12 protein-coding genes are annotated in these 26,296 nt (G+C 74.1%); 9 read left to right on the forward strand and 3 right to left on the reverse strand.

What is annotated here, in order from left to right:
- Positions 1-66 precede the first annotated feature (66 nt).
- Genes ACFV5H_RS04900 through hypE form a run of 6 tightly spaced genes read left to right on the forward strand, consistent with a single transcriptional unit; the run spans position 67 to position 6,064 of the window.
- Positions 67-462: a hydrogenase maturation nickel metallochaperone HypA gene (locus ACFV5H_RS04900; protein WP_385049636.1), complete on the forward strand. Its 396-nt coding sequence runs from the start codon at positions 67-69 to the stop codon at positions 460-462.
- A gap of 2 nt (positions 463-464) precedes the next feature.
- Positions 465-1,160, forward strand: coding sequence for a hydrogenase nickel incorporation protein HypB (gene hypB, locus ACFV5H_RS04905; RefSeq protein WP_385049633.1), 696 nt, complete (start codon positions 465-467; stop codon positions 1,158-1,160).
- A complete protein-coding gene (hypF, locus tag ACFV5H_RS04910; RefSeq protein WP_385192855.1) occupies positions 1,157-3,532 on the forward strand; it encodes a carbamoyltransferase HypF in 2,376 nt (791 codons plus the stop codon). Before hypB ends, hypF begins: the two co-directional genes overlap by 4 nt.
- Before the next feature lie 42 nt (positions 3,533-3,574).
- Entirely contained in the window at positions 3,575-3,877 is a 303-nt protein-coding gene (locus ACFV5H_RS04915) for a HypC/HybG/HupF family hydrogenase formation chaperone (RefSeq protein WP_385049628.1), read from the forward strand.
- Positions 3,874-5,004 carry a hydrogenase formation protein HypD gene (gene hypD, locus ACFV5H_RS04920; RefSeq protein ID WP_385049625.1) on the forward strand — a complete coding sequence of 377 codons (1,131 nt, stop codon included), beginning with the start codon at positions 3,874-3,876 and terminating at the stop codon, positions 5,002-5,004. Before ACFV5H_RS04915 ends, hypD begins: the two co-directional genes overlap by 4 nt.
- Positions 4,997-6,064, forward strand: coding sequence for a hydrogenase expression/formation protein HypE (hypE, locus tag ACFV5H_RS04925; RefSeq protein ID WP_385049622.1), 1,068 nt, complete (start codon positions 4,997-4,999; stop codon positions 6,062-6,064). Before hypD ends, hypE begins: the two co-directional genes overlap by 8 nt.
- 51 nt (positions 6,065-6,115) lie before the next feature.
- Here the strand turns inward: hypE and ACFV5H_RS04930 are convergent, their stop codons facing one another.
- Both ACFV5H_RS04930 and ACFV5H_RS04935 read right to left on the reverse strand, forming a co-directional pair.
- Positions 6,116-6,838, reverse strand: a complete 723-nt coding sequence (locus ACFV5H_RS04930; RefSeq protein WP_385192857.1) for an FAD binding domain-containing protein — start codon at positions 6,836-6,838, stop codon at positions 6,116-6,118.
- A gap of 135 nt (positions 6,839-6,973) precedes the next feature.
- A complete protein-coding gene (locus tag ACFV5H_RS04935) occupies positions 6,974-8,425 on the reverse strand; it encodes a WGR domain-containing protein (protein WP_385192860.1) in 1,452 nt (483 codons plus the stop codon).
- Positions 8,426-8,557: 132 nt separating this feature from the next.
- On the opposite strand from ACFV5H_RS04935, the gene ACFV5H_RS04940 reads away from it, so the two are divergent.
- Positions 8,558-20,374, forward strand: coding sequence for an amino acid adenylation domain-containing protein (locus ACFV5H_RS04940; protein ID WP_385192862.1), 11,817 nt, complete (start codon positions 8,558-8,560; stop codon positions 20,372-20,374).
- Here the strand turns inward: ACFV5H_RS04940 and ACFV5H_RS04945 are convergent.
- Complete coding sequence (locus ACFV5H_RS04945) at positions 20,351-20,902, reverse strand: tellurite resistance TerB family protein (protein WP_385049612.1); 552 nt, start codon at positions 20,900-20,902, stop codon at positions 20,351-20,353. The two genes, ACFV5H_RS04940 and ACFV5H_RS04945, sit on opposite strands and share 24 nt — an antisense overlap.
- Before the next feature lie 218 nt (positions 20,903-21,120).
- Between ACFV5H_RS04945 and ACFV5H_RS04950 the strand changes: the two genes are divergently transcribed.
- Together ACFV5H_RS04950 and ACFV5H_RS04955 are read left to right on the forward strand one after the other, a co-directional pair.
- Complete coding sequence (locus tag ACFV5H_RS04950; RefSeq protein WP_385192864.1) at positions 21,121-22,182, forward strand: acyltransferase family protein; 1,062 nt, start codon at positions 21,121-21,123, stop codon at positions 22,180-22,182.
- A 140-nt stretch (positions 22,183-22,322) separates the two neighbouring features.
- Positions 22,323-26,291, forward strand: a complete 3,969-nt coding sequence (locus tag ACFV5H_RS04955) for a metallophosphoesterase (RefSeq protein WP_385192867.1) — start codon at positions 22,323-22,325, stop codon at positions 26,289-26,291.
- Positions 26,292-26,296 lie beyond the last annotated feature (5 nt).

Here is a 26,296-nt window from a genome sequence, read left to right on the forward strand (position 1 = left end):
GCCGGCCGCACCGGCCGTGCCTGTAATGGGCAGCGGACCCCACCCCCGGCCCAGGACGGAGCGGCGATGCACGAGATGTCCGTCGCCCTGTCCGTCGTGGACCAGGTCGAGCAGGCGGCACGGTCCGGCGGTGCGCACGGGGTGCGCCGGGTCGCCGTCGAGATCGGCGAACTGGCAGGCGTCGTCCCCGACTCCCTCGCCTTCTGCTTCGAACTCGCCTGCGGCGGAACGCTACTGGAGGGCGCCGAGCTCGTCACCCGCTTCGTGCCCGGCCGGGCCTCCTGCGCACCGTGCGGGCGCGTCTGGGACACGGGGATGCCGCCGGACATGATCTGCGCGGCCTGCCGCGGGGGCGCCGGCGAACTGCTCTCGGGCCGCGAACTGCGGATCACCGAGGTGCACTGGTCCGCGCCGCCCGCAGAACCCGACCTCACACCGGTATCGCGATCCGAGGAGAGCTGACGATGTGCCGCACAGTCGACCTCCGGCAGGCCGTGCTCGCCAAGAACACCATGGCGGCGGGCGTCCTGCGCACCGAACTCACGGCCCGGGGCACCACCGTGGTCAACCTCCTGTCGAGCCCCGGCAGCGGCAAGACGGCCCTGCTGGAGCGTGAGCTGCTGCTGGCGCGGGAACGCGGCATCGCCACCGCGGCCCTCACCGCGGACCTCGCCACCGAGAACGACGCGAGGCGGCTGGCCCGTTCGGGCGTCCCGGTCAAGCAGGTGCTCACCGACGGGCTGTGCCATCTGGAGGCGGACATGCTCGCCGGGCACCTGCACGACTGGCTGCCCGACGCCACCCGGCTGCTCTTCGTGGAGAACGTGGGCAACCTCGTCTGCCCGGCCTCCTACGACCTGGGCGAGTCCCTGCGGGTCGTCCTGGCGTCCGTCACCGAGGGCGAGGACAAGCCGCTCAAGTACCCCACCGCGTTCGGCCTGGCCCAGCTGGTGCTCGTCACCAAGTCCGACCTGGCCGGTCCGGCCGCGTTCGACGAGGCCGCCTTCCGCGCCCATGTGGAGCGGGTCAACCCGGGTGTCGACGTGGTGCTGACCTCCGTACGGACCGGTGAGGGCGCCGGTGTCCTGGTGGACCGGGCGCTCGCGGCGGCCGACGGGGAGGCAGTCCACGCGCCGGTGATGGCGCGGGCCGAGGCGTGAGCACCGCTCCCGGCCTCCGTCCCGCGCCGGCACCGGACACCGGTCCCGTACGCCGGGTCCGTGTCGTCGTACGGGGCGTGGTGCAGGGGGTGGGCTTCCGGCCGTTCGTGTACGGACTGGCCACCGGGCTGGGGCTGGCGGGGCATGTGACGAACACCGGTGACGGTGTGGTGGTGGAGGTCGAGGGCGCGTCCTCGGACGTCGACCGGTTCTGTGCGCGGCTCGCGCCGGACGCGCCGCCGCTCGCGGTGGTGGAGTCGGTGGAGACCGACGAGCTGCCGGCCACACGGGAGAGCGGCTTCGGCATCGTCGCGTCCCGCGCGGGGGGTCCCGTGCGTACGCTCGTGGCGCCCGACACCGCGACCTGCGCCGACTGTCTGGCCGAGCTCGGCGACCCCGGCGACCGGCGCCATGGCCACCCGTTCATCACCTGTACGCACTGCGGGCCGCGTTTCACCGTCGTCACCGGTCTGCCGTACGACCGTGCGCACACGACGATGGCGGACTTCCCCCTGTGCCCGGACTGCGCCCGCGAGTACCACGACCCCCGTGACCGTCGTTTCCACGCGCAGCCGGTCGCCTGTCCCGCGTGCGGTCCGCGGCTGCGGCTCGTCACCGGACCCGGGTGCGTGTCCCCCTCCGCCGACGACGACCCCGTCGGCGCGGCGGCCGCGCTGCTCGCCGCGGGCGCCGTCCTCGCGGTCAAGGGGCTCGGCGGCTACCACCTGGCCTGTGACGCCACCCGGCCGGACGCGGTGGCCGGGCTGCGCCGCCGCAAGGCCCGCGGGGACAAGCCGTTCGCGCTCATGGCCCGGGACGCCGACGACGTCGGGCACCTGGTGCACATCGGCGCGGTGGAGCGGGAACTGCTCACCGGGCGGGTGCGCCCGGTGGTCCTGATGCGGCGGCGCTCCGGTGTCCGGCCGGCCCCGGGGGCGCCCGTGCCCGCCGATGCCGTCGCGCCGGGCAGCCCCGACCTGGGCGTGATGCTGCCGTACACGCCGGTGCACCATCTGCTGCTCGCGGCGGCGGGGGCGCCCCGGCTGCTGGTGATGACGAGCGGCAACGTGTCCGGGGAACCCATCGTGACGGACGACGACGAGGCCCTGGTGCGGCTGGCGGGGCTGGCCGACGCGTGGCTGACGCACGACCGGCCGGTCCATGTGCCGTGCGACGACTCCGTGGTCCGCGTCTGTGACGGCGAGCCGCTGGTGCTGCGCCGCTCCCGCGGCTACGCGCCGCTGCCGGTCGCACTGCCCGTGCCGGTGGCCCCGGCGCTCGCGGTCGGCGGGGACCTGAAGAACGTCTTCTGTCTCGGGCGGGGTGAGCGGGCCTGGCTGTCCGCCCACGTCGGGGACATGGACGACCTCGCCACCCAGGAGGCGTTCGGCCGTGCCGAGCGGCACCTGGAGTCCCTGACCGGTGTGCGGCCGGCGCTGCTGGCCGCCGACACGCATCCCGGATACCGGTCGGTGGCATGGGCGCGGCGGCACGCCGGGGACCGTCCCGTGGCCCGGGTGCAGCATCACCACGCGCACGTCGCCTCCGTCCTGGCCGAGCACGGGGTCGCGGCCGGCAGCCGCGTGATCGGGGTCGCCTTCGACGGCACCGGGCACGGGGACGACGGTGCCGTGTGGGGCGGTGAGTTCCTGCTCGCGGACTACGACGGGTACCAGCGGTTCGCGCATCTGGCCTATGTGCCGCTGCCCGGCGGTGACGCGGCGGTGCGACGGCCGTACCGGACGGCGCTGGCCCATCTGGACGCCGCGGGCATCGCTTCCGACCCGGACCTGCCGTGCACGGCCGCCTGCCCGCCGGACGAACTCGACGTTCTGCGCACGCAGTTGGCGCGCGGGCTGAACTGTGTGCCGACCTCCAGCATGGGCCGGCTGTTCGACGCGGTGTCGTCCCTGGCGGGGGTGTGCCACCACGCGGGGTACGAGGCGCAGGCCGCGATCGAGCTGGAGGCGGCGGCCGTGTCGGCCGGCGACCGGGCCCACGACCCGCGCTACGCGTTCCGGCTCGCGGGCGGCCCCGGCCCGTTGACCGCCTCCCCCGCGCCGCTGCTGACGGCGGTCGTCGAGGACGTACGGCGGCGGGTTCCCACGGGTGTGGTCGCCGCCCGCTTCCACCTGGCCGTCGCCCGGCTGGTGCGGGAGGTGTGCGTGGCGGCCGGCGAGGCCGCGGGGCTCCGGACGGTGGCGCTGACCGGCGGGGTGTTCTCCAACACGCTGCTCTCCTCGGCCTGCGCCCGTGAGCTGCGTACCGCCGGTTTCACCGTACTGCGCCACCGCGAGATCCCGCCGAACGACGGCGGGCTGGCCCTCGGCCAGCTGGTGGTGGCCGCCCGGGCGGGAGCCGGAAGCCGATGACGGGCGCGGGCGTCCCCGCGCGCGACGAGTGAGGAGATCCGCATGTGTCTGGCGGTACCCGGCAGAGTGCTGGGCGTCGAGGAACGGGACGGGACCCGCATGGCCACCGTCGATTTCGGCGGTGTGGTCAAGGAGGTGTGCCTGGAGTACCTGCCCGATCTGAAGGTCGGTGAGTACGCCATCGTGCACGTCGGCTTCGCCCTGCAGCGGCTGGACGAGGAGTCGGCCCGCCGGACCCTGGAGCTGTTCGAGGACCTCGGCATGCTCCAGGAGGAGTTCGGCGATCCGTGGGAGCAGGCCGCGCAGGCCGGCGGGGAGGAACTGACCGGGGAGGTACGGCGGTGAAGTACATCGAGGAGTTCCAGGACCCGGCGCTCGCGGCGCGGCTGCTCGACGACATCCGGGCCACGGTGACCAGGCCGTGGGCGCTGATGGAGGTGTGCGGCGGCCAGACACACAGCATCATCCGGCACGGCATCGACCAACTGCTGCCCGACGAGGTGGAGTTGATCCACGGTCCGGGCTGTCCGGTGTGTGTGACGCCGCTGGAGGTGATCGACAAGGCGCTGGCGATCGCCTCGCGGCCCGAGGTGATCTTCTGCTCCTTCGGCGACATGCTGCGGGTCCCGGGCACGGGACGCGACCTGTTCCAGGTGCGGGGCGAGGGCGGCGACGTGCGCGTGGTGTACTCCCCGCTGGACGCGCTGCGGATCGCGGAGGAGAACCCGGACCGGGAGGTCGTGTTCTTCGGCATCGGCTTCGAGACCACCGCGCCGCCCAACGCGATGACGGTGCACCAGGCCCGCAGGCGCGGCATCCGCAACTTCAGTCTGCTGGTCTCGCACGTGCGGGTGCCCCCCGCGATCGAGGCGATCATGCAGTCCCCGGACTGCCGGGTGCAGGGGTTCCTCGCGGCCGGGCACGTGTGCAGCGTGATGGGTACGGAGGAGTACCCGGCGCTCGCCGAACGGTTCCGGGTGCCGATCGTGGTGACCGGGTTCGAGCCGCTGGACATCCTGGAGGGCGTACGGCGGACCGTGCGGCAGCTGGAGCGGGGCGAGCACACGGTCGACAACGCCTATCCGCGCGCCGTGCGGGACGAGGGCAACCCGGCGGCGCGGGCCATGCTGGACGACGTGTTCGAGGTCGCCGACCGGGCGTGGCGCGGTATCGGGGTCATCCCGGACAGCGGCTGGCGGCTGTCGGCCCGCTACCGGGACCACGACGCCGAGCACCGCTTCCAGGTGGGGGACATCGCCACCCTGGAACCCGCCGAGTGCCGCAGTGGTGAGGTGCTGCAGGGGCTGCTGAAGCCGCACGAGTGCGAGGCGTTCGGGACGGCCTGTACGCCGCGTACGCCGCTGGGAGCGACCATGGTGTCCAGTGAGGGCGCCTGCGCCGCGTACTACCTGTACCGGCGGCTGGAACTGGACGTGGCCGTCCCGCAGCGGAAGGAGAGCTCCGTTGTCTGACACCACCGCAGCCCCGGACATGCTCTCCTGGTCCTGTCCGGCGCCCCTGCGCGACCGGCCGCGCGTGGTGATGGGCCACGGCGGTGGCGGTGCCCTGTCCGCCGAACTGATCGAGCAGGTGGTCCTGCCGGGGCTCGGCGGAGCGGCGCCGGCCGCGCTCACCGACTCGGCCGTGGTCGAGCTGGACGGGGCCCGGCTCGCCTTCTCCACCGACTCGTTCGTGGTACGGCCGCTGTTCTTCCCCGGCGGCAGCATCGGTGATCTCGCGGTCAACGGCACGGTCAACGACCTCGCGATGAGCGGGGCCCGTGCCGCGTACCTCTCGTGCGCGCTGATCCTGGAGGAGGGCGTCGAGATCGAGACGGTCGGCCGGGTCGCCGAGGCGATCGGTGCCGCGGCCCGTACCGCGGGTGTGCGCGTGGTGACGGGTGACACCAAGGTCGTGGAGGCCGGCCACGGTGACGGCGTGTACGTCAACACCTCGGGCATCGGTGTGGTCCCCGCCGGGGTGGACCTGCGTCCGCAGCGGGTGGTTCCCGGCGATGTCGTCCTGGTGAGCGGTGCCGTCGGCGTGCACGGCGTGGCCATCATGAGCAAACGGGAGAACCTGCGGTTCGAGACCGCGATCGAGAGCGACTGCGCACCGCTCGGCGGGCTCGTCGAGGCGATGCTGGCGGTCACCCCGGACCTCCACGTACTGCGCGATCCGACCCGCGGGGGTCTGGCGGCCTCGCTCAACGAGATCGCCGTGGCGTCGGGGTGCGGAGTCGTCGTCCAGGAACGTGCCGTCCCGGTGCCGCCGCCGGTGGCCGGCGCCTGCGCCATGCTGGGGCTCGACCCGATGTACGTGGCCAACGAGGGCAAACTCGTCGCCTTCGTGCCGCGGGAGCACGCGGACGCGGTCCTGGCCGCGATGAAGGCACATCACCTGGGCGCCGACGCCGCCGTCATCGGCGAGGTGGTCGCGGAGCACCCCGGCATGGTGGTCGCGCGGACCGGGCTCGGGGGGACCCGGGTGGTGGACCTGCCGATGGGCGAACAGCTCCCGCGGATCTGCTGAGTGGTGCGCGCGCCGGTGCGCCACCCGGGCGGCCCGGGTGGCGCACCGGCGTCAGCGGCCGGCGGTGCGGTCCAGGAGCGCGGTCACCTCACGTCGCACCTCGTCCCGTGCCTCGGCGGGCAGTGATCCCAGGTCCGTACGGCCCAGGGCCCGCAGCACCTCCTCGGCTCCGGTGTCGCAGGGCGTGGTCCCGCTGATCACCTCGTAACCGTCCCGGACGGCGACAAAGAGGCTGCGGGCACCGTCGCTCCCGGTGTGCACGGCGGTGGCGACGACGAGGGGCGGCGGCCCGCCCGCCTCACCGTCCGCCTTGTGGTATCCGCTGGCCACGGGGTCGCGCCAGCGGATGCCGAGCAGCAGATGGCGCTTGGCCACCACCTCGGCCAGGTCGGTCTCGTAGGTGCCGTCCCGGTCCAGTACGGTCGCCCGCGCGTCCAGGACCAGCGCCGCGGGCAGCAGACAGCGCAGGGTGCTGCCCACGATGTTGCCGCCGACGGTGGCCGTCCGGCGTACGGCGCCGGTGCCCACGGTGGAGGCCGCTCGGCGCAGCACGTCCGGCACCCGGTCGTCCACCTGGTGCAGCAGGACGGCGGAGCCCAGCGCCTCGCGCTCTATGAGGTTGGCCTGGGGCAGCTTGCGCAGGGACATGGCCTGCTCGGGGAAGCCGTCGCGTTGCCAGAGGGCCCACACGAGGGTGGCTCCGCCGACGGGCACCGCTCCTTCGGCCAGATACCGCTGGGCTTCGGACAGGGACGTGGGAAGACGCAACAGCACGACGGTCGACCTGCTTTCCTGAACGGGGCCGGGAAACCACGGCGTTTCACGGGGCGATCACGAGCACTGCATTGTCCGTACCCATGCGGGGGCGCATACAGGGCTCACGGGTTCGCCGAGTGCGCCCGCCGGCGGTCACTGGAGCCGGCGGATCTCCCCGCGCACCCGGTAGAAGCCGCCGGCCGCCGGGTGCAGCGCGTCCACGACGTAGCGTGCGCCGGGCACCCGTATCGCCCGCGGGAACTGCACGTTCCAGGAACCGTCGTAGCCGTCGGACACGACGTGGACGCGCAGCCGGCCGTGCTGCTGGACGCATTCGACGACGACGGTACCGGTGGGGGCCTGGGCGACGGTCGCCACCGCGGTCGCGGCCGTGGCCGGCGCGTAGGTCGGCAGGGCCGCGGCGAGCTTGACGTCCCGCGCGACCGGCACCGTGCCCTGCTGCGCCGCGGAGACGGCGGCCTCGCTCGCGTCCACGCACACCAGTGAACCGTCCGTGGTCACCAGGTAGAGCCGCTCGTTCCGGTACTGCATGGACAGCGCCGATCCGCCTCCCGTGCCGAGCTTCCACAGGCGCGTGCCGTCCCGGTCGAAGCAGTAGACGGACGACGCGGCGTCACCGGCGAAGACGAACCGTCCGCCCGGGGAGGTGGCGCAGGAGTAGACGGCACTGTCGCAGGCGTAGGTGGCCTCGACGGCACCGGTCGTCTTCGACAGCCGCTGCACCACGCGGTGCGCCGTGCCGGCGTAGACGGTGTCGTCCTCCTGCCAGCCGAACAGCACCCCGCCGCGAGTGGGGGTGTGCCACAGCTCGCCGCCGCCGTCGGGCGCGTAGGCGGTGACACCCCCCTGATGCCCGTGGTAGACGGCCCGGTCGTCGGCGCGGACCATCCAGGCGTGCTCGCCCTGGCTGCGGCGGGTCCACTGGTGCTCGTCCTCGTGGTCGATGACGGTGAGGCGGCCGGCGCGGTCCGAGACGTTCAGCACGCCCTCGTGGATGTCCAGCCAGAAGATGTCGACGTCCGCGGCGATGTCGTAGGCGGCGAACGGCAGCTTCGAGGAGAGGTCGTAGACCCGGCCGTCGTCGCAGCCCGCGTAGATCCAGAAGTCGTCCGCGACCAGGCACTTCACCCCGTCCGGCAGGCTGAAGCGGGCCAGCACCTCGCCCTCGTGGTCCAGGGTGAAGACGTCACCGGACTGGTTGCCGACCCAGCAGCGGTCGTCGTCGACGTGGATGCCGAACGCCGAGGACCCGGTGCCGAACCGCCACAGCACGGGGGCCACGGCGCGCGCGGTGGACGGGGCCGAGGCCACCTGACGGCGGGTCACCGCGCGCGGGGCCCGCTGTCCCCGCACCGCCGGCTCGTAGCCCTTGCGGACCTTCTCCCCCACCTTCTTCGCCGCGGCGGCCCGCGCCTTCGCGACCGTGGGGAACGTCGTCGTCTGGGTCTGTCCCGCCGCGCCGATCCTGCCGTAGCGCACCGTCACCGTCTGGCCGTCGACCGTCACTTCGTAGAACTTGTGCGCGGCGCCGTCCTCCTGCGACAGCTCGAGATACGTCGTCGACACCGTGGAACCGGCAGACATGACAAACCCCTCCCCAGACGGAACCCGCGGCCGTTCCGCCGGGTCCTACTGATCAAACCGTAGGGGCAGCCACTGACAACGGGGTCGGTCGTCGTCCGCCGCTCGGCCACCCACGCATGAACGAACGGACACATGAACGCCGTAACGCTGCTGGACGTCCTGCTGGACGCCGCCCGCCGTGCCCCCGACCAGGTGGTCGTCCATGTCCGGGGAGACGGCGGGGAGACGCCCGTCACCTTCCGGCGGCTGCTGGAGGACTCCTTGCGGGTCGCGGGCGGTTACCGTGACGCGGGAGTCGTGCCGGGCACCTGTGTGCCGGTGGTCGCGGACCGCGGTGAGGACTTCCAGCCCCTGTTCTGGGGCGCGCTCGCTGCCGGTCTGGTGCCGGTGCCGCTGGCGCCCGACGTGCGGCGGGTCCGCCCCGTGTGGGAGCACCTCGGGCGTCCCCCGGTCGCGGTGGACGAGGCCTGCGCGGACGTGGCCGGCCGGCTCCCGGACGGCGCCCGGGTCCTGCGGCTGGAGGAGCTGCGGACGTCCTGCGCCGTCGAGTCGCCCGCCACCGCCGCCCCGGACGACCTGGCGTTCCTGCAGTTCTCCTCCGGCAGCACCGGGGCGCCCAAGGGTGTGGAGCTGACCCACGCCGCCGTGCTGGCCAACCTCCGCCAGCTGGTCGAGGCCGCCGCGCTCACCGACCGGGACGTGGTGGTCGGCTGGATGCCGTACTTCCACGACATGGGGCTCATCGGCACCCATCTGGCGCCGCTCGCCGCGCGGGCCAAGCAGGTGAGGATCGCCCCGCTGTCGTTCGCGAAGAACCCGCGGCTGTGGTTCGAGGTGGCCGCCGCGCACCGGGCCACCCTGCTGTCCGCCGCGAACTTCGCCCTGGCGCTGACCGTCCGCCGGGTCCCCGAGGAGGTGTTCGCCGGGCTCGAGCTGAGCACGGTGCGGCTGCTCCTGGTGGGCGCCGAGCCGATCTCGGCGACGGTGTGGCGGGACTTCGCCGCCCGGACCCGGCCGTCCGGGCTCGACCCCAGGGCGGCGACGCCCGTGTACGGACTGGCCGAGGCGACCCTGGCCGTCGCGTTCCCGCCGCCGGGCGAGGTCGCCGTGCCCGTCGCCCTGGAGCGTGCCGCGCTCAGCCGCGGGCGGGCGGTGGAGCGGGAACCGGGCGGTGACGCCGTGGAGTTGATGGACGTGGGGCTGCCGGTGCCGGGGTGCTCGGTCCGTGTCACCGACGACCGCGGCCGTCCGCTGGGCGACCGGCGGGTGGGGCATGTCGAGGTACGTGGTCCGCAGGTCGCCCGTGGGTACCACGGTCTGCCGGAGGCGACGGCGGCCGCCTTCGCCGACGGCTGGCTGCGCACCGGTGACCTCGGTTTCCTGCGGGACGGCCGGTTGTGTGTCAGCGGCCGGCACAAGGACGTGCTCTTCGTCAACGGCCGTACGTTCCACGCCCCGGACATGGAGGAGGTCGCGGCGGCCACGGCCGGGGTGCCGTCCGGGACGACGGTGGTGGTGGTCGGGTCGACCGACCCGGTGGCCGGCGGGGAGCGGGTGGTGGTGTTCGTGGCCTGGGCCCGGCCGCCGCGTTCGGCGGCCGGGGTGCTGGACCGGGTCGCGGGGCGGGTGCGGGAGGCGCTGGGCCACGACGACGTGCGGGTGTTCGCGCTGCCGCCGTCCGCCTTCCCGCGCACGACCAGCGGCAAGGTGCAGAGGCGGCGGATGCGGTCGCGGTTCGAGGAGGGGGCGTACCGGCCCACGGCCGCCTCCGGGGCGGCCCCGACGAGCCAGGAGCCGCCGCGGTCGTCCGGGGATCCGGCGCCGGTGCCCCGCTCCCGGGCGGAGGTGCGGGGCGTGGTGCGGGAGGTCTGGGCGAAGGTTCTGGGCATACCGGAGCCGTCGTTCGGGGACCGGGACCGGTTCGCCGAGCTGGGCGGCGGCTCGCTCAAGGCGATGGAGGCGCTCGCCGAGCTGGAACGGGCGCTGGACATGACGCTCGGGCCGGCCGTGATGCGCGACGACACGGTGGCCGCCCTCACCGACCACCTCCTGGCCGCGACGGGACAACAGGCCTCCGGGCGGCGGGAGATCGGGGGCGGTACGTCGTCCCGGAGCCCGGAGACCGCCGTGGTGGGGCTGGCCTGCCGGTTCCCCGGCGCCGGTACGCCGGAGGAGTTCTGGGAGCTGCTCACCGCCGGCCGCGACGCGGTGACGGAGGTGCCCGCGGGCCGCTGGGGCACGGCCGGGGCGGCGGACGGACGGTGGGGTGCCTTCCTGGACGACCCCGCCGCCTTCGACGCCGGGCACTTCGGGATCGGTGCCGAGGAGGCGCGCGCGCTCGACCCGCAGGCACGGATCTTCCTCGAACTCGCCCACGAGGCGCTGGAACGCGCCGGATACGCCGGGCCGCGCCGCCGCGGTCTGCGGATCGGCGTCTTCGCCGCCGTCGGCGACAGCGGCTACCGGCAGATCCTCGCCGACGCCGCCCCCGGTGCCGCACCACCGGCCGAGTCCGCCCTGACCGGCAACCTCCCGAACCTCGTCGCCGCCCGCGTGGCGCACTGTCTCGACCTGGACGGCCCGGCGCTGGCCGTGGACACCGCCTGCTCCTCGGGCCTGGTGGCCCTGCACCTGGCCCGGCGCAGCCTCGCGGACGGCGAGTGCGACCTCGCGGTCGTCGGCGGCGTCAACCTGCATCTGACCCCGGCCGCGCACCGCTCTCTGGAGGCGGCACAGGCCCTGTCGCCGACCGGGCGCAGCCGCGCCTTCGGCTCGGCGGCCGACGGGTTCGTACCGGGCGAGGGCGGGGCGGCCCTCGTCGTACGGCGGCCGGCGGAGGCCCACCGTGACGACGACACGGTGCTCGCCGTCGTCCGCGGCACCGCCGTCAACAACGACGGTACGTCGCTGAGCCTGATGGCGCCCAATCCGCTGCGCCAGCGGGAGGTGATCACCCGGGCGTACGAGGACTGCGGCGTCGACCCGGCGTCGGTGACCTACGTCGAGGCGCACGGCACGGGCACGGCCGTCGGCGACCCGATCGAACTGCGGTCCCTGGCGCACGCCTTCCCGCCCCGTCCGGACGGCCGGCCCCGGCTGCTCGGCTCGGTGAAGACCAACATCGGGCATCTGCTGAACGCGGCGGCGCTGCCCTCGCTGGTGAAGGTCGTCCTGGCTCTCGGCCACGGCCGGCTGCCCGCCTCGCTGCACCACACCCCGCCCTCCCCCGCGGTGGAACGGTCCGGGTTCGCCCTCGTCACCGGGGAGACCGACTGGGAGTCGGACGGACCGCGCAGGGCGGGCGTCAACGCCTTCGGCTTCGGCGGCACCAACGCGCACGCCGTCCTGGAGGAGGCCCCGCCCGCGCCGGCGCGCACCGCGCGCCGGGTGGGCGGCGGCCCTCGTCTGCTGACTCTCTCGGCGGGCAGCGCGGAGGGGCTGGAGGCGTGGGCGTCGCGGCTCGCGGAGCATCTGCGCGAGCACCCGGAGCTCGACGAGGCCGACGTCTGCGCGACGGCCGGTACGGCACGGGACGAGCGGCCCCACCGTCTCGCGGTCGTCGCCGACGGCGACCTGCAGGAACGGCTCACCGCGGCGTGCACGACACGGCAGGGCGCGATCACCGGGACGGTGACGCACCGGCCCCGGACCGTCTTCGTCCTGCCCGGTCAGGGCGGTCTGCGGCCGGGGCCGGGCGCGGCGCTGTACGGCACGGCGCCGGTGTACCGCGCCACGCTCGACGAGGCGTCGGCGGTCGTCGGGAGGGTGTGCGGGCGGGAGCTGACGGACTGGTGCGTCGACACCGACGTGACCGAGGACGACCTGGCCGCGACGGAGGTGGCGCAGCCGCTGCTGGTCGCGCACGGTGTCGCCCTCGCCCGGCAACTGACCGCCTGGGGCGTACGGCCCGACGCGGTCGTCGGACACAGCGTCGGCGAACTCGCCGCCGCCTGCGTGGGCGGGACGCTGTCCCTGCGCGAGGCGGTCACGTTCGCGGCGGAACGGGGCCGGCTCATGGGCGGGTCGACCGCGCCGGGCGCCATGGCCGCCGTACTGGGCGCCGGGGAACGGGAGGTGGCTGCCCTGGTGGACGCCTCCGGGGGCGAACTGGCGGTCGCGGCGTACAACGGACCGGAGCGGCTGGTGATCTCCGGCACCCCCGACGCGGTCCGCGAGGCGTCGCGACGGCTCACCGAACAGGGCGCGGCGGTCCGCCCGTTGCGGGTGTCGCGCGCCTTCCACTCCCCACTGATGGAGCCGGTCGCCCAGGCCCTGTCGGACGCGGCCCGCGAACTGACCCCGACGGCACCCACGACACCGGTGATGAGCACGCTCACCGCCGCATGGCAGCCCCCGATGCCCCCGGACCACCTACGCGAACACGCCCTGCGTCCGGTGCGGTTCGACCGAGCGGTGGCGCGCCTGGTGGAGGAGGGCTACGACACGTTCGTGGACCTCGGCCCGACCCGGACGGTAGCGCCCGCCACCGATGCCTTCGTGGTGTCCGCGGTCGGAGCGGCGGGTGGGGCACGGGAGTTGCTGGAGACCGTGGCCCGCCTGTGGACCCGAGGCGTACCGGTGGACCGTACGGCCCTCGACGAGGACTGCCGCCGGATACCGCTCCCGCCCTACCCGTACCGGCGACGCAGGTACTGGCCCGAACCCACGACGCAGGGCTTGCTGCACGACGTCGTGTGGCAGAACACGCCCACCGCGGGCAGTCGTGCCGCTGGGGCGACGGGGGTCCCCCCGCTCGAGCGGAGCCGGGCGTGGGGGAGGGCGGACGACGGGGGTCCCTCCGCTCGAGCGGAGCCGGGAGCGGGGGAGGCACCTCGCGAGCTCCGAGCCGCGCGACCCCGCCCCCGGCCCACTCCGACGCACCCCGCCGTCACAGTGACCGGTGCGGACCCGACAGCGGTACGCCGGCTGGCAGGTCGGCTCGCCGCCCGGGGGGCGGCTGGCGCCGAAACCCCGGAAACCGTGATCCTGCTCGCCGACACGGCCCGACCCCGAACGGTGCCGGACCTGGAACAGCACCAGCACCAGGCGGTCACCGCGCTGCACGAAGCGCTCGCGCTGCTGGACCGCACCGGCGCCCGCCGCCTGCTGGTGGTGACCCAGGACGCGCACGTCACGGGCCACGGCCCGGAACACCCGAACCCCGCCCAGGCCGTCCTCGGCGGACTCGCCCTGGCCGTCCCCGAGGAGTCGGGGGTGATCGCGAACTGGATCGACCTCTCCTCCCTCGACGACGAGGAGCAACACCTGCAAGCACTGCTCACCGAGGCGTCGGCGCCGCAGGCGGAAGGAGCCGTCGCCTGGCGGGCCGGGCAACGTTCGACACGCGTAGTCGTGCCACGCGCCGAGAGGGAAACGGCCGACGAGGCCCCCCTGCCCGCCAACGGCACGTTCCTGATCACGGGCGGCGCCGGAGGCATCGGCTCCGCGCTGGCCCGGCACCTCGCGGACCGGGCCCGCCCCGTCCTCGTACTGGCAGGACGCTCCCCCCACCCACCCCGGGGCCTCCTGGAAGAACTCACCGCTCTCGGCGCCGACGCCCGCTACGTCACGGCCGACCTCACCGTCCCCGACGACGTCGAACGGCTCGTCGCCGGCCTCCCCCCGCTGGACGCCGTCTTCCACGCGGCCGGGGTCGCCCGGCCCGGCAGTCTGCGCGGAACGGACGTACGGGAGACGGTCGACGCGCTGGGCGCGAAGACGCTCGGCACCGTCCTGCTGGCCGAGGCGCTGGACCGGCACGGGCAGCGCCCGGGGGTCCGTGTCGCGTTCTCGTCGGTGTCGTCGGTGCTGCCCGGCCTGGCCGGCGCCCTGGGCGCGTACGCGGCGGCCAACGCCTTCCTCGACTCCTTCGCCGGGGCCGAGCGGCGGGCGGGCCGCCCGTGGCTGTCGGTGAACCTCGGGCCGTTCGGCGGAACGGGTCTCGCCGCCGGGGGCGTCGGCGGCCTCGCGACCGCCGCGGGCCGGCCGCTGGCGACGGCGCCCGCACTGGCGGCCCTGCGATCGGCCTGCGGCACGGGCGTGGCACAGCTGGTGCTCGCCGATCTGACACCCGCGGCACCCCCGGTCACCCCGGCGCTCCCGGTCACCCCGGCTCCGCCGCCCACGGCCGACGGAACAAGCGGGCGAACCCCGGCCTCCTCCGGTACGGCCGCCGTACTGCGGGAACTGCTGGCGCACTCCCTCGAGGTCCCGTCGGCTGCGGTCGACGACGACACGCCGTTCCTGACCCTCGGCCTGGACTCGCTGGGCGCCGTCGATCTCGTCAAACGGCTGGAGCGAAAGCTGGGGCGGTCCCTGCCCACCACGCTCTTCTTCGAGCACCGGACGGTGCGCGAACTCGCCGCCCACCTCGACGACCGGGTCCCGGACCGCCCGGACGGCGAGCCCTTCGCGCTGACGCCCGTCCAGCTCGCGCTCCACACCAGCAGCCTGCTCCACCCGGACGTTCCGGCGCGCGGTCATCTGCGGCTGACGGTCCGCGGCCCGCTCGACACCGGCGTCCTCGGCCGGGCGCTGGCGCACCTGGCGGAACGGCACGGCATGCTGCGGCTGCGGGTGGACACCTCGGGCACGCGGCCGACGCAGCGGGTGGCGGCACCGGTTCCGGTGGCGGACTGGTACGAGGTGCGGGACTGCGCCGCCGAGGACCTGTCCGGCACCGAGTCCGCCGTGTGCAACCGGCCCTTCGATCTGACGGCGGAACCGCCGGTACGCGCCGTGCTGCTCCGCCAGGAGCCGGAACTCGCCCATCTGCTGCTGGTCGTGCACCACGCGGCCGTCGACGGGTACAGCCTCAACGTCCTCGCCGAGGAACTGTGGACCTCGTACACCGCGCTGTGGCACGGGGAGCCCGCGCCGCAGCCGGTGCCGGCGGCGCCGGACTTCGCGCGGTACGCGGCGAGCACACGGCGCTCCGGTGTGCCGGATGCCGTCCGGCGCTACTGGGCGGAGCGTCTCGCCGAGCGCGGTGCGCCGCTGCGGCTGCCCTACGACGGTGATCCCGACGCTCCCTCGACCGGCCCGATCGTGCAGCACCACGGCGCGTTCGACGCGGAGTCGAGTGCCGGTCTCGAACGGCTCGCCGCCGCGCACGGCGTGTCCCTGTTCCATCTGCTCCTCGCCGCGTACGTGCGCTGTCTCGCGCGGTGGACGGGGCGCCGGGACGTCGCCGTGAACGTGGCCAGGGCGGGCCGCGACGACCGCTTCGACGGGGTGGACCGGCTCGTCGGTCCGCTCGCCGACACCCTGCCGCTGCTGTGCGAGGTGGACGACGGGGAGCCGGTCGTGGCGCTGGCCGAGCGGTTGCGCCGCCGGTGGCTGGAGAACGAGCGGCACACCGGGGCGAGCAGTCTGGACCTGGCCGGGATGCTGCCCGGTGCCGGTGCCGGGCCCCGCGCGGTGAGCCCGGCGGGCTTCAGCTTCGCCCGGTTCCCGGCCGCGGCGGCCCCCGGCTGTCCGGTGGAGGTGGGGGCGACCGCGGCCGGCACCGGGTCGGCGACGACCCGGCTGTCCCTGCTGTGCTGGGCGGACGGCCCGGTGCTGCGCGTGTCGTGGAACTTCCCGGCGCCGCTGTTCGAGCGGGCCACCGTGGCACGGCTGGACCGGGAGTTCCGCAAGGAGCTGGCGGCGCTCGTACCCACGCCCGGACCGGTGCCGTCCGCGCTGCCCGACGGACGTCTCCCCCTGGTCACCCGGCTGCTCGACCGGTTCCGCGCGCGCCCCGGCGCGACCGCCGTCGACGCCGGGGAGGCGTCCCTCGCGTACGGGGAGCTCGACCGTGCCTCCGCCGCCCTCGCGGCGCGGCTGCGCGCCCGTGGCGTCCGTCGGGGTGACCTGGTCGGGCTGCTCACCGAGCAGGGCGTGGACACGGTGGTGGGGGTGGTGGGCATCCTGCGGGCCGGGGCCGGCTGGGTCCCGCTGGATCCTGAGCACCCCCGGGCCAGACTGGTCGATCAGCTGACCCGTACGGGCGCCTCCACGGTGGTGTGCCACTCCCCCACCCTGGGCCTCGCCGGGTCCCTGACCGGCGTACGGACGGTGGCGGCCGACGGCCCGTGGGACGGCGACGGCCGTACCGCCGCCGTCGCGCCTGACCCCGGGGCGGTCGCGTACGTCATCTTCACCTCCGGGTCGACGGGACGCCCGAAGGCGGTGCCGGTCACCCACCGGGCGATGGAGAACTACCTCGACTGGGCCGTCGACACCTTCGGCTACGGCCCCGAGGACCGTCTCGCGCAGACCGCGTCACCGTGCTTCGACGCCTCGGTGCGCCAGTTGCTCGCGCCGCTGATGGCGGGCGGCACCGTGGTGACCGTGCCCAGGCATCTGCTGCGGGACCCCGAGCTGCTGCTGGCGCGGGTGGAGCGGGCGCGGGTGACCGTGTGGAGTTCCGTCCCGACGCTGTGGGAGCAGCTGCTGTCGGCCGCCGAGGCACGGGCGGGGCAGGGTGCGGCGCCGGTGGACCTGTCGGCGCTGCGCTGGGTGCACGTCGGCGGTGAGGCGCTGCCCGTGGAGCATGTGCGCCGCTGGTTCGACCTGTTCGGAGGCGGCACGCGCATCGCGAATCTGTACGGGCCGACCGAGGCGACCGTCAACGCCACCTGCCACATCATCGAGGCACGCCCGGGTGACGAGGTACGGCGGCTGCCGATCGGGCGGCCCGCGGCCGGTGCCCTGCTGGAGGTGGTCGACGACGACGGGGCCGTGTGCGGGGCGGACGAGGCCGGGGAACTGCTCATCTCGGGCACCGGCCTGACCTCCGGCTACCTGGGCGAACCGGAGCTGACCGCACGGGCGTTCACGATGCGCGGGGGGCGGCGCTGGTATCGCAGCGGGGACCGGGTGCGCCGGTCGGCGGACGGGGTCCTGGAGTTCCTGGGACGGGTCGACGACCAGGTGAAGATCCGCGGGAACCGGGTGGAGCCGGGCGAGGTGGAGGCGGCGCTGCAGACCTGTCCCGGTGTCGGGCGGGCCGTGGTGCTCGCGCACGAGGGGCGGCTGCTCGCCTTCGTCACCACCCGGGCGGGAGCCGGACGGCCGGTCGCGGGCGAGGTGCGCCGGCGGCTGGCCGGGCTGCTGCCGTCGTACATGGTCCCGGCGCGGATCACGTTCGTCGACGCGCTGCCGCTGACCGGAACCGGCAAGGTCGACCGGTCGGCGCTGCCGGCGGCGGACCCCGGTCCGGGCACGCCGTCCGGTGACGGGAGGACTCCCCCGGCCACGGCGACCGAGCGGCGGCTGGCGGCGATCTGGTGCGAGGTGCTGCGGGTGAGTGCCGTGTGCCGGGAGGACGACTTCTTCGAACTGGGCGGCGATTCACTGCTGGTCCTCCAGGTGTTCGCCCGGCTCGCGGAGCGGGCGGGGCCGCTGCCCCGGCCGACCGTGATCTACCGTCACCGCACCCTCGCCGCGCTGGCGGAGGCCGTGGACGGCGCCACGGGAGGGGACGTCACGGACGCCGCGCCCGCTCCGGCCGGTGACCGGGACGCGGGCCCGTTCCCGGTCACTCCCGGCCAGCGCGGGTTCCTCCTCGCCGAGGCGCTCTCGCCGGGCGTCGGAACGTGGCTGGCGCGGCTCCGGCTGTCCGGGCCGCTGGATCCGGACCTCTTCCAGCGGGCGGTGGATGTGCTGGTGGAGCGCCACGCCATGCTGCGCACCGTCTTTCCCGCCGGTGCCCGGCCGCCCGTGCAGCAGGAGCTGCCCCGGTCGCTGCGGCTGCCGGTCGGCTTCGAGACGGTCGCCGGGCCCTCCGAGGTGGACGAGCGGGCCGCGACCGAGGCGGAGCGGCGTCTGGAACCCTGGGCGTGGCCGTTGACACGCCTGCGGGTGCTCACCCTGGAGCCGCGGGAGCACGTCCTGCTGGTGCACGCGCACCATCTCATCGGTGACGGTTACAGTTCGGCGCTGCTGATACGGGAACTCGTCGAGGTGTACGACCGGCTGGCCGGCGGTGCCGCGCCCGGACTGCCGGCGCCGCGGTCCGGTTTCCGCGACCACGCCCTGGCGGTGGCCGGGTCCGCCGCCGGCACACCGGCCACGGCGGAGCACCGGGCCCGGACCGGCCGGCTGAACGCCCCGTACCGGCCGCCGGTGCTGCGTACCGCCGCCGCGGGCGGCGACCACCGTTTCGAGTCGGCCGGGTTCACGCTCGACGCGACACTGACGGCCGCCCTGCGCGAGGTCGCCTCGGCCGCGCGGACCACGCTGTACGCCCCGCTGCTGACCGCCTACTACCAGGAGCTGACGGCGGTGACGGGCCGGCCGGATCTGGTCGTGGGCCTGGCGGTCAGCGGCCGGGACGGTGCGCTGCCCGACGCGCACCGGGTCTTCGGGCCGTTCGCCGGCGCCGTGCCCGTGCGGCCGGCCGGCGCCGCCGACGCGCCCCTCACGGAGGGGGAGTTCGGTGACGCGCTGCGCCGGATCGTGGCGGAGGCGGAGGAGGCGCGCGCCCATGAGGACGTGGTGCCCCGGCACGCCGACGGTCTGCCCGTGACGTCGCAGTTCTTCTTCACCCACCTCGACTTCGCCGCGCTGGCCCCGCGGGACGACGCCGCGCTGCGGGTGTCGTGGGAGGCGGAGGACAGCGTGTTCCTGCCGCCGTCGTCGGCGACGGACCTGTTCATGGCGGTACGGCCGGACGGTGACGGGCTGCGGGTCACGGTCCGGGGCAGCGCCGCCGCGTTCTCACCGGCCGCGCTCGACGGCTTCGTCCGCTCGGTGCGGGGCCGTCTGGTGCGGGCGGCCGGGAACCGCCGGGTCGTGGTGCCCCCGCCGAGGAAGCGGCGGGGGACGATGGACGCGGCTCTCGTCGGCTATCTGCCGGCGCCGGAGCATCTCGCCCGGCTGGCCGGCCTGCCCGAGGCGGCGCTGCCCCGGGCCGAGGTGCGCGCCCTGTTGTTCCCCGACGGCGGCCCGCGGCTGCTGGAGACGGTGCGCACACCGCTGGGCCGGTCGGGTTTCGTGTGCGTGCCGCTGTTCGCCGACGAACTCGGGCGGGAGGCCGGTCTGGTGGACCACACCGCTCGCGCGGTGTCGCTGGCCGGATCTCTGGGCGCGCGCTGCGTGTCCCTCGCCGGGATGATCCCGTCGCTGACCGGATACGGCTTCGACGTGCTGCGGCACCGGCGGTACCCGACGGCGGTGACGACGGGGCACGCGGCGACGGTGGTGTCGGTGGTCAGGACCGTGCACGCGGCGCTGGACGCGACCGGCCGGGATCTCGCGGAGCTGGAGGTGGCGTTCGCCGGGCTGGGTTCGATCGGTGCGTCGTCACTGGAGCTGCTGCTGTCGTCGGCCACCCGTCCGCCCCGGCGTCTGCTGCTGTGCGACGTGCGCGGCAGCGGGCCGCGGCTGAGGGAGCTCGGCCGCCGGCTGAGGGAGCGCGGGCTGGCCGGCGAGGTGGAGGTCGTCGAGGCACAGCGGATGCTGCCGGACGCCGTGCACGCCGCGGATCTGCTGGTGACGGCGGTGAGCGGGGCGACGGCGGTGCTCGACGTCGACCGGCTCCGGCCCGGTGCCGTGGTGGTCGACGACTCCTTCCCGCACTGCTTCGACACCGGACGGGCCCTCGCCCGTATGCGGGAACGGAGCGACGTCCTGGTCCTGGGCGGCGGGCTGCTGCACGTCGGCAGCACCGGCCGGGAGGTCGCCGACGACCTCCCGGCCGCGGCGGCGGCCGGCTACCTCGCCCAGCCCTGGATCGAGGGAACGCTGGCCTCCTGCCGCGCCGAGTCCCTGCTGCGCGCCTCGGACGACCGGCTGCCGCTGGTGCACGGTCTGGTGGACGCGGCGGTGGCGCGGGCCCACTGGGACGCCATGGAGGAAGCCGGGGTCACGGCGGCACCGCTGCACCTGCTCGGTCACACCGTCGGCCCGGCATCGGGCGCCGGTCTGTCCGAGCCGCCGTCAGATGCCGAACTCCGCCGGTGAGAGGTTGAGGGCCGAGCAGGCGTCGCGCACGGCGTACTGCTCGGCCGGCTCGAAGCTGCCGTCGGCCCCGGCGACGACGAGGCCGGTCTGGACGACGGCCCGGGCCTCGACCGGCTTCTTCGCCGCCTTGGCGATGTCCTCCAGCGCCCGGGCCTTGCCCAGCTCGAAGTTGGCCGTGAGCCGGTCCACGTGCTCGTTGAACCGCTTGCGGAGCTGGTCCGCCGGGAAGTTCTGCAACACCTCGTTGGAGACGATCAGTTCCTCCACGCGCTGCCGCTCGGCCGGGTCGACGCGTCCGTCGGCCGCGGCGACCAGCGCGCACATCGCCATGCTGGCGTCCCGGTAGGCACCGCTCTTGAGCTCCGCCTTGGCCGACGCGAGCTGGGACTTGAACAGGCCCATCAGCTGGGCCTTGGAGCCGCCGCCCGAGGAGGAGCCGTGTCCGTGCTGCTGCCCGCTCCCCGCCCGTGAGCCCTGGGACTGCTGGAGGGCCCTGGCCTGTTCCTTGAGCCGGTCGAACATCGCCACTTGGTGCCACCTCTTCTGTCGCTGTCACGGTCCGTACGGTCAAACGGACGCGGCCGCGACCATGTTCCCGGACGGCAAAAGAAAAGCAAAGGAGAACAGCCCGCGGTCCAGCCACCGGGACCTGCTCGGCGCCGGAACGGCGGAAACCGGAGCATCTCGGTCAGCGGCCGAACGGATTCACAGGTTTGGCCACCCGCGGGACGGGTGAGGCGGCTGGGATGTCGTCGCCCAGCATCCCCGCCGCCGCCGTCCCCCGTGCCGAGCAGGACGACACGTCCCGGCAGGCGCCGCAGCGTGACGCGTTCTTCGACAACGCCAAGTACCTGGCGATCGTGCTGGTCGCGGTGGGGCACGCCTGGGAACCGCTGCGCGACGGCAGCCGGACCGTCAGCGCGCTGTACATGCTCGTCTACGCGTTCCACATGCCCGCGTTCATCGTCGTCGCGGGCTACCACTCGCGGAGTTTCGACGGCGGTCCGGAGCGCGTCAAGCGCCTGATCACCGGCGTCGTCCTGCCGTACATCGTGTTCGAGACGGCGTACACCCTCTTCACCCGGTGGACGGACGGTGTCCCCGACCGGCCGATCACCCTGCTGGAGCCGCTGTATCTGACGTGGTTCCTGGCGGCGTTGTTCGTGTGGCGGCTCACCACGCCGCTGTGGAAGCTCGTGCGGTGGCCGGTTCCCGTCGCGCTCGTCGTCGCCATGCTGGCGACGGTGTCCCCGTCGCTCGGCGAGGACCTCGACGTGCAGCGCGTGCTGCAGTTCCTGCCGTACTTCGTGCTCGGTCTCGTCCTGCGGCCCGAGCACTTCCGGATGGTGCGCCGCCGCCGGATGCGGATGCTGGCCGTGCCGGTGTTCGCGGTGGCGTCGGCCGTGGCGTACTGGGCGGTCCCGCGGGTGACGTCCGGCTGGCTCTACCACCGGGACAGCGCGCAGGAACTGTCCGCCCCGGCCTGGTACGGCCCCGCCGTGACCCTGGTCCTGTTCGGTTGCTCGCTGCTCCTCGTCGCCTGCTTCCTCGCCTGGGTGCCGGGGCGGCGGACCTGGTTCACGGCGCTCGGCGCGGCCACGCTGTACGGCTATCTCCTGCACGGTTTCGTCGCGCAGGTCAGCAAGTACTGGGGCTGGTACGACCAGGACTGGCTGTACCGCCCGCTCGGCGGGATCGCGGTCACCCTGGTCGCCGCCGTGGTCGTGACGGCGCTGTGCACACCGCCGGTGCGGCGGGTCTTCCGCTGGGCGGTGGAGCCGAGGACCGCCTGGGCGTTCAGGCGCTGACCGGGTCGCGTACCTCCTTCCGCTGATCGTCCACGGCTGCTTCACCCGTGTTCACCCGCACCGCCCAGGATTCGCCATGGGCATGCCCGCACCTGCCGGTGTGCCCTTCATCGTGCGGCGATCAGGGAGGGCGGCTGCTGATGCGGACAGGACAGCGGCGAAGACGGCCGGACGGCGGGTCCGGGGCACGGCGTCTCACGGGAGTGGCGCTCGCGGCGCTGCTCCTGGTGAGCGGGAACACGGCGGCGGCCCGGGCCGCCCCGGAGCGGCCCGCGGAGCAGGCCGGTTCGGCGGAGGGGACCAGCCTGCCGACGCTGGTCCCCCGCGACGGGACCTATCTGGAGGGCACCGGGCACATCGCGGCCACGCCTACGCTCGCCGGTGACTCCGTGACGAAGCTGGCGGTCGACGGGAAGGAGGTCGACGCGGAGCGGACGGCCGGGGTGTCCCGGCTCACCTTCGACGTGGGCTCGAACTCGACGGAGGCCCGCTACCACAACCACATCGTGGTCAACGGCGACCACCGGGCCGACATCGGCGACCTCGTCAACGAACGGGGCACGATCGAGATACCGAACCGGCACCTGGTCAGGGGCGAGAACACGATCGAGATCGTCGCCGGTACCGTCGAGAGCTCGTGCGGCACCAACCACGACGACTTCGTGCTCTCGGACATCACCCTGGAGCTGCTCGGCGAGAGGGCCGACGGCGAGGAGAACGAGTACACCTACTCCTTCGGCGACGGCAGTTGCGGCTCCAACCCCACCCTGCGGACGAAGGCGGCACTCACCTTCTTCGTCCTGGGCGACCCGCAGGGCACCACCGGTCTGCGCGCCGAGCTGGACACCACGAAGCTCCGCAACGGCACGCACGTCATCGGCGCGACCACCACGTCGGGCAAGACGGTCGAGAACGACGTGACCGTCAACAACGCGCCCGCGGGCGCGCCCCGGCTGCTGCCCGAGGACGGCACGCTGGTGGCCGGCCGGCAGACGGTGTCCGCGAGCCTCCCGGCCGGAACCGACGGCGGCGTCGGGTCGCTGACCGTGGACGGCGCGGCGCCCGTCACCGAGGCGCACCTCGGCAGCGGCGCGGCCACCTTCTCCTTCGACGTCGGCTCGAACTCGATCGACGACAAGTACGGCAACCACCTGCTGGTCAACGGCAAGCGGATCGACCTGGGCGGCACCTGGGTGAACCAGCGGGTGGAGATCGCGATCCCGGCCCGCCATCTGGTGCCCGGCGACAACACCGTCAAGGTCGTCACCAGCGCGTACCGGGACAGCTGCGGCGACAACCGCGACGACTTCGACATCGCGGACCTCGAACTCGTCCTGGGCGGCGGCACCGTCACGGGCCGGGACATCGCGGACTCCTACGCCCTGGGCGACGGTTCCTGCGGCAGCGGTGACACCCGGCTGCGGGAGGTCGAGCTGCACTACTCGATCGACGCCCCGGCCGTGCACGTCAGCGACACCCTCGGCGCCGGGACCGCCGCCCTCGGCTTCACCGTGGGCGGCAACTCGATCGAGGCCCGCTACGGGAACCACGTCCTGGTGAACGGCCGCAAGCAGGTACTGGAGAGCGACTTCGTCGGACAGCACGTCGACCTGACCTTCCCCAACGAGTGGCTCGAACCCGGCTGGAACACCGTCGACTTCGTCGCCGGCACGTTCCCCACCTCGTGCGGGGACAACCGCGACGACTTCGCCGTCTCCGGCATCACCCTCACCCCGGCGAGCGGCACCGCCACCGGGCGGATGCTCAAGGGCTCGTACGGTCTCGGCGACGGGAACTGCGGGGACAACGTCAACCCGCTGGCCGAGATCGACCTCGAGTTCTTCGTCGAGGGCGCCGCCCAGGGTCTGCGGGCCGACCTCGACACCCGGCGGGTCGACGACGGCGAGCACATCCTGGCCGCGACGTCCCGGTCCGGCAGGACGGCCACGCGCACGCTGGTCACCGACAACTCGGCGCCCCGGATCGCCGCCAGCACCCCGGCCGCCGGGCGGCGGATCACCGCGTCGGTCGTGCTCGACGTACGGCTGGAGGACGCCTCCGGCGTCGTCGACGGACCCGAGGTGAAGCTCGACGGGAAGCCGGTCGAGCCCGGCACGGCCGTGGGTCCCGGCCTGTCCGCCGGTGAGCACACCCTGTCGGTGTCCGGCACCGACAGCCTCGGCAACGCCGGCACCCGTGAAGTGAGGTTCACCTCCGCCGGCATCCCGGACACCCCCACGGGCCTCACCCCGAAGGCCGGCACCACCGACGCGGGCCGCAGTGTCCGGCTGTCGGCCGAGGTGGCGGAGCCCGACGGGGGCGAGGTGAGCGCCACCTTCTCCGAGGCCGAGATCCTCACGCCGCGGCAGGTGTACGAGGGCACCGCGGACTCCGTCCCCACGACGCTGCGGGTGCCGGGCGAACGCCGGGTGAAGGCCACCGGCCTCGCCCCCGCCGACGGCAGGACACTCGACGCGCCCGCCGCCCAGGACGTCACCTACCAGCGGTTCGACGTCCGCGTGAAGGGCCGTACCGACGCGCCGGTGCTGCGCTGGGAAGGGGTCATCGACCCCGAACGGCTCGCCGCGCTGCGCGTGTGGAACACCGCGACGAAGCAGTGGGACGTCCTGACGAGCGCCCGGGGCGCCGCCGAGGGCGACACCGTGCTGACGGCGGTCGTCGACCGGGCGTACGTCGACCGGCAGCAGGTCCACGTCATGGTGACCGGCGAGGACCCGTTCGCCGACGACATCGACGCCGGTGCCCCGGACCGGTTCGCCGACCCGGACGCGTACGACTTCTCGATCGTCCACTTCACCGACACCCAGTACCTCTCCGAGGGCGCGGTGGAGCAGGAGACGGCCGCGGAACGCGCGGTGTGGGAGAAGGCGTACGGGGACGTCACGCGCTGGATCGCCGCCAACAAGGACGAGCGGAAGATCTCGTACGTGGCCCACACCGGCGACATCATCGAGAACAACATCCGCAAGCCCGCCGACGAGGCCACCCAGCGGCAGGTCGTGGGCGAGATGGAGGTGTCCTCCGAGCAGCAGAGGATCCTCGACGACGCCGGGATTCCCAACGGTGTGATCGCGGGCAACCACGACAACCAGTCGGGCACCGAGAACGGGCCGGACGCGCTCTACAACCGGTACTACGGGCCGGACCGTTACCAGGCGCTGTCCGAGGGCTGGCGGCACGCCGAGTACGGCGGCCCCTGGCGGCCGGGTGACAACCAGAACCACTACGACCTGTTCTCCGCCGGCGGTGTCGACTTCGTCGTGGTGGGCCTGTCGTACGGGGTGACGAAGGAGGAGGCCGCATGGGCCGCCTCCGTCTTCGCCCGCCACCCCGACCGCAACGGCATCCTGCTCTCGCACGACTACCTCGCGCCGAGCAGCAGCCCCGACGGACGCGGCGCCCCGTTCTCCGCGCCCGACGGGTCGATGCTGTACAAGACGGTGGTGCAGGACAACCCGAACGTGTTCCTGATCCTCGCCGGTCACGAGCACGGGGTGGGCACCAATGTGAGGCCCGAGGTGGGCGAGGTCTCCCACGGTGTGGTGGAACTGCTCGCGGACTACCAGTTCTACACCGTGTCCGCCGACCGGCTCGGCCTCACCGAAGTGGGCGGCTACCGGCCCGACGACCAGCTCCGGTTCGGTTCGAGCTTCTTCCGGATGCTCCAGTTCGACGTCGACCGGGCCGAGCTGACCGTGGACACCTACTCGCCGCTGCTCGACGAGTTCGGTGCCACCGAGTACGACGCGGACCACCGCTACGACGGCACCGAGGACAACATGGTGCTGCCGGTGGACCTCAACACCCGCACCACGTCGTTCCGGACGGACTCGCTGGCGTTGTACGACCCGGTGCGCGTCATCGGCAGGGACAGGGTCGACTCCGGTGAGGTCGCCTCGGTGACCTGGAAGAACCTCGCGCCGGGCACGGCCCGTGCGTGGTTCGTCACGGCGCGTTCGGCCGGCGGCGGCGTGACCGCGTCCGAGCCGAGCGTCTTCGTGACCAAGGACGCGGGCGGCCGGCCCGGCACATGGGGGCCCGGCGTACCCGTCCACCCGTGGTTCACGTCCGTCGAAACCCGGCGGTGACCGGC

The organism is Streptomyces sp. NPDC059787, assembly GCF_042732315.1.
Lineage (GTDB): Bacteria > Actinomycetota > Actinomycetes > Streptomycetales > Streptomycetaceae > Streptomyces > Streptomyces atrovirens.

Excerpts from the sequence above, each read along its gene's own strand:
- ACFV5H_RS04900 (WP_385049636.1), top strand. The coding sequence starts at position 67 with ATGCACGAGATGTCCGTCGCCCTGTCCGTCGTGGACCAGGTCGAGCAG.
- hypB (WP_385049633.1), top strand. The coding sequence starts at position 465 with ATGTGCCGCACAGTCGACCTCCGGCAGGCCGTGCTCGCCAAGAACACC.
- ACFV5H_RS04915 (WP_385049628.1), top strand. The coding sequence starts at position 3,575 with ATGTGTCTGGCGGTACCCGGCAGAGTGCTGGGCGTCGAGGAACGGGAC.
- ACFV5H_RS04935 (WP_385192860.1), bottom strand. The coding sequence starts at position 8,425 with ATGTCTGCCGGTTCCACGGTGTCGACGACGTATCTCGAGCTGTCGCAG.
- ACFV5H_RS04940 (WP_385192862.1), top strand. The coding sequence starts at position 8,558 with ATGAACGCCGTAACGCTGCTGGACGTCCTGCTGGACGCCGCCCGCCGT.
- ACFV5H_RS04950 (WP_385192864.1), top strand. The coding sequence starts at position 21,121 with ATGTCGTCGCCCAGCATCCCCGCCGCCGCCGTCCCCCGTGCCGAGCAG.
- ACFV5H_RS04955 (WP_385192867.1), top strand. The coding sequence starts at position 22,323 with ATGCGGACAGGACAGCGGCGAAGACGGCCGGACGGCGGGTCCGGGGCA.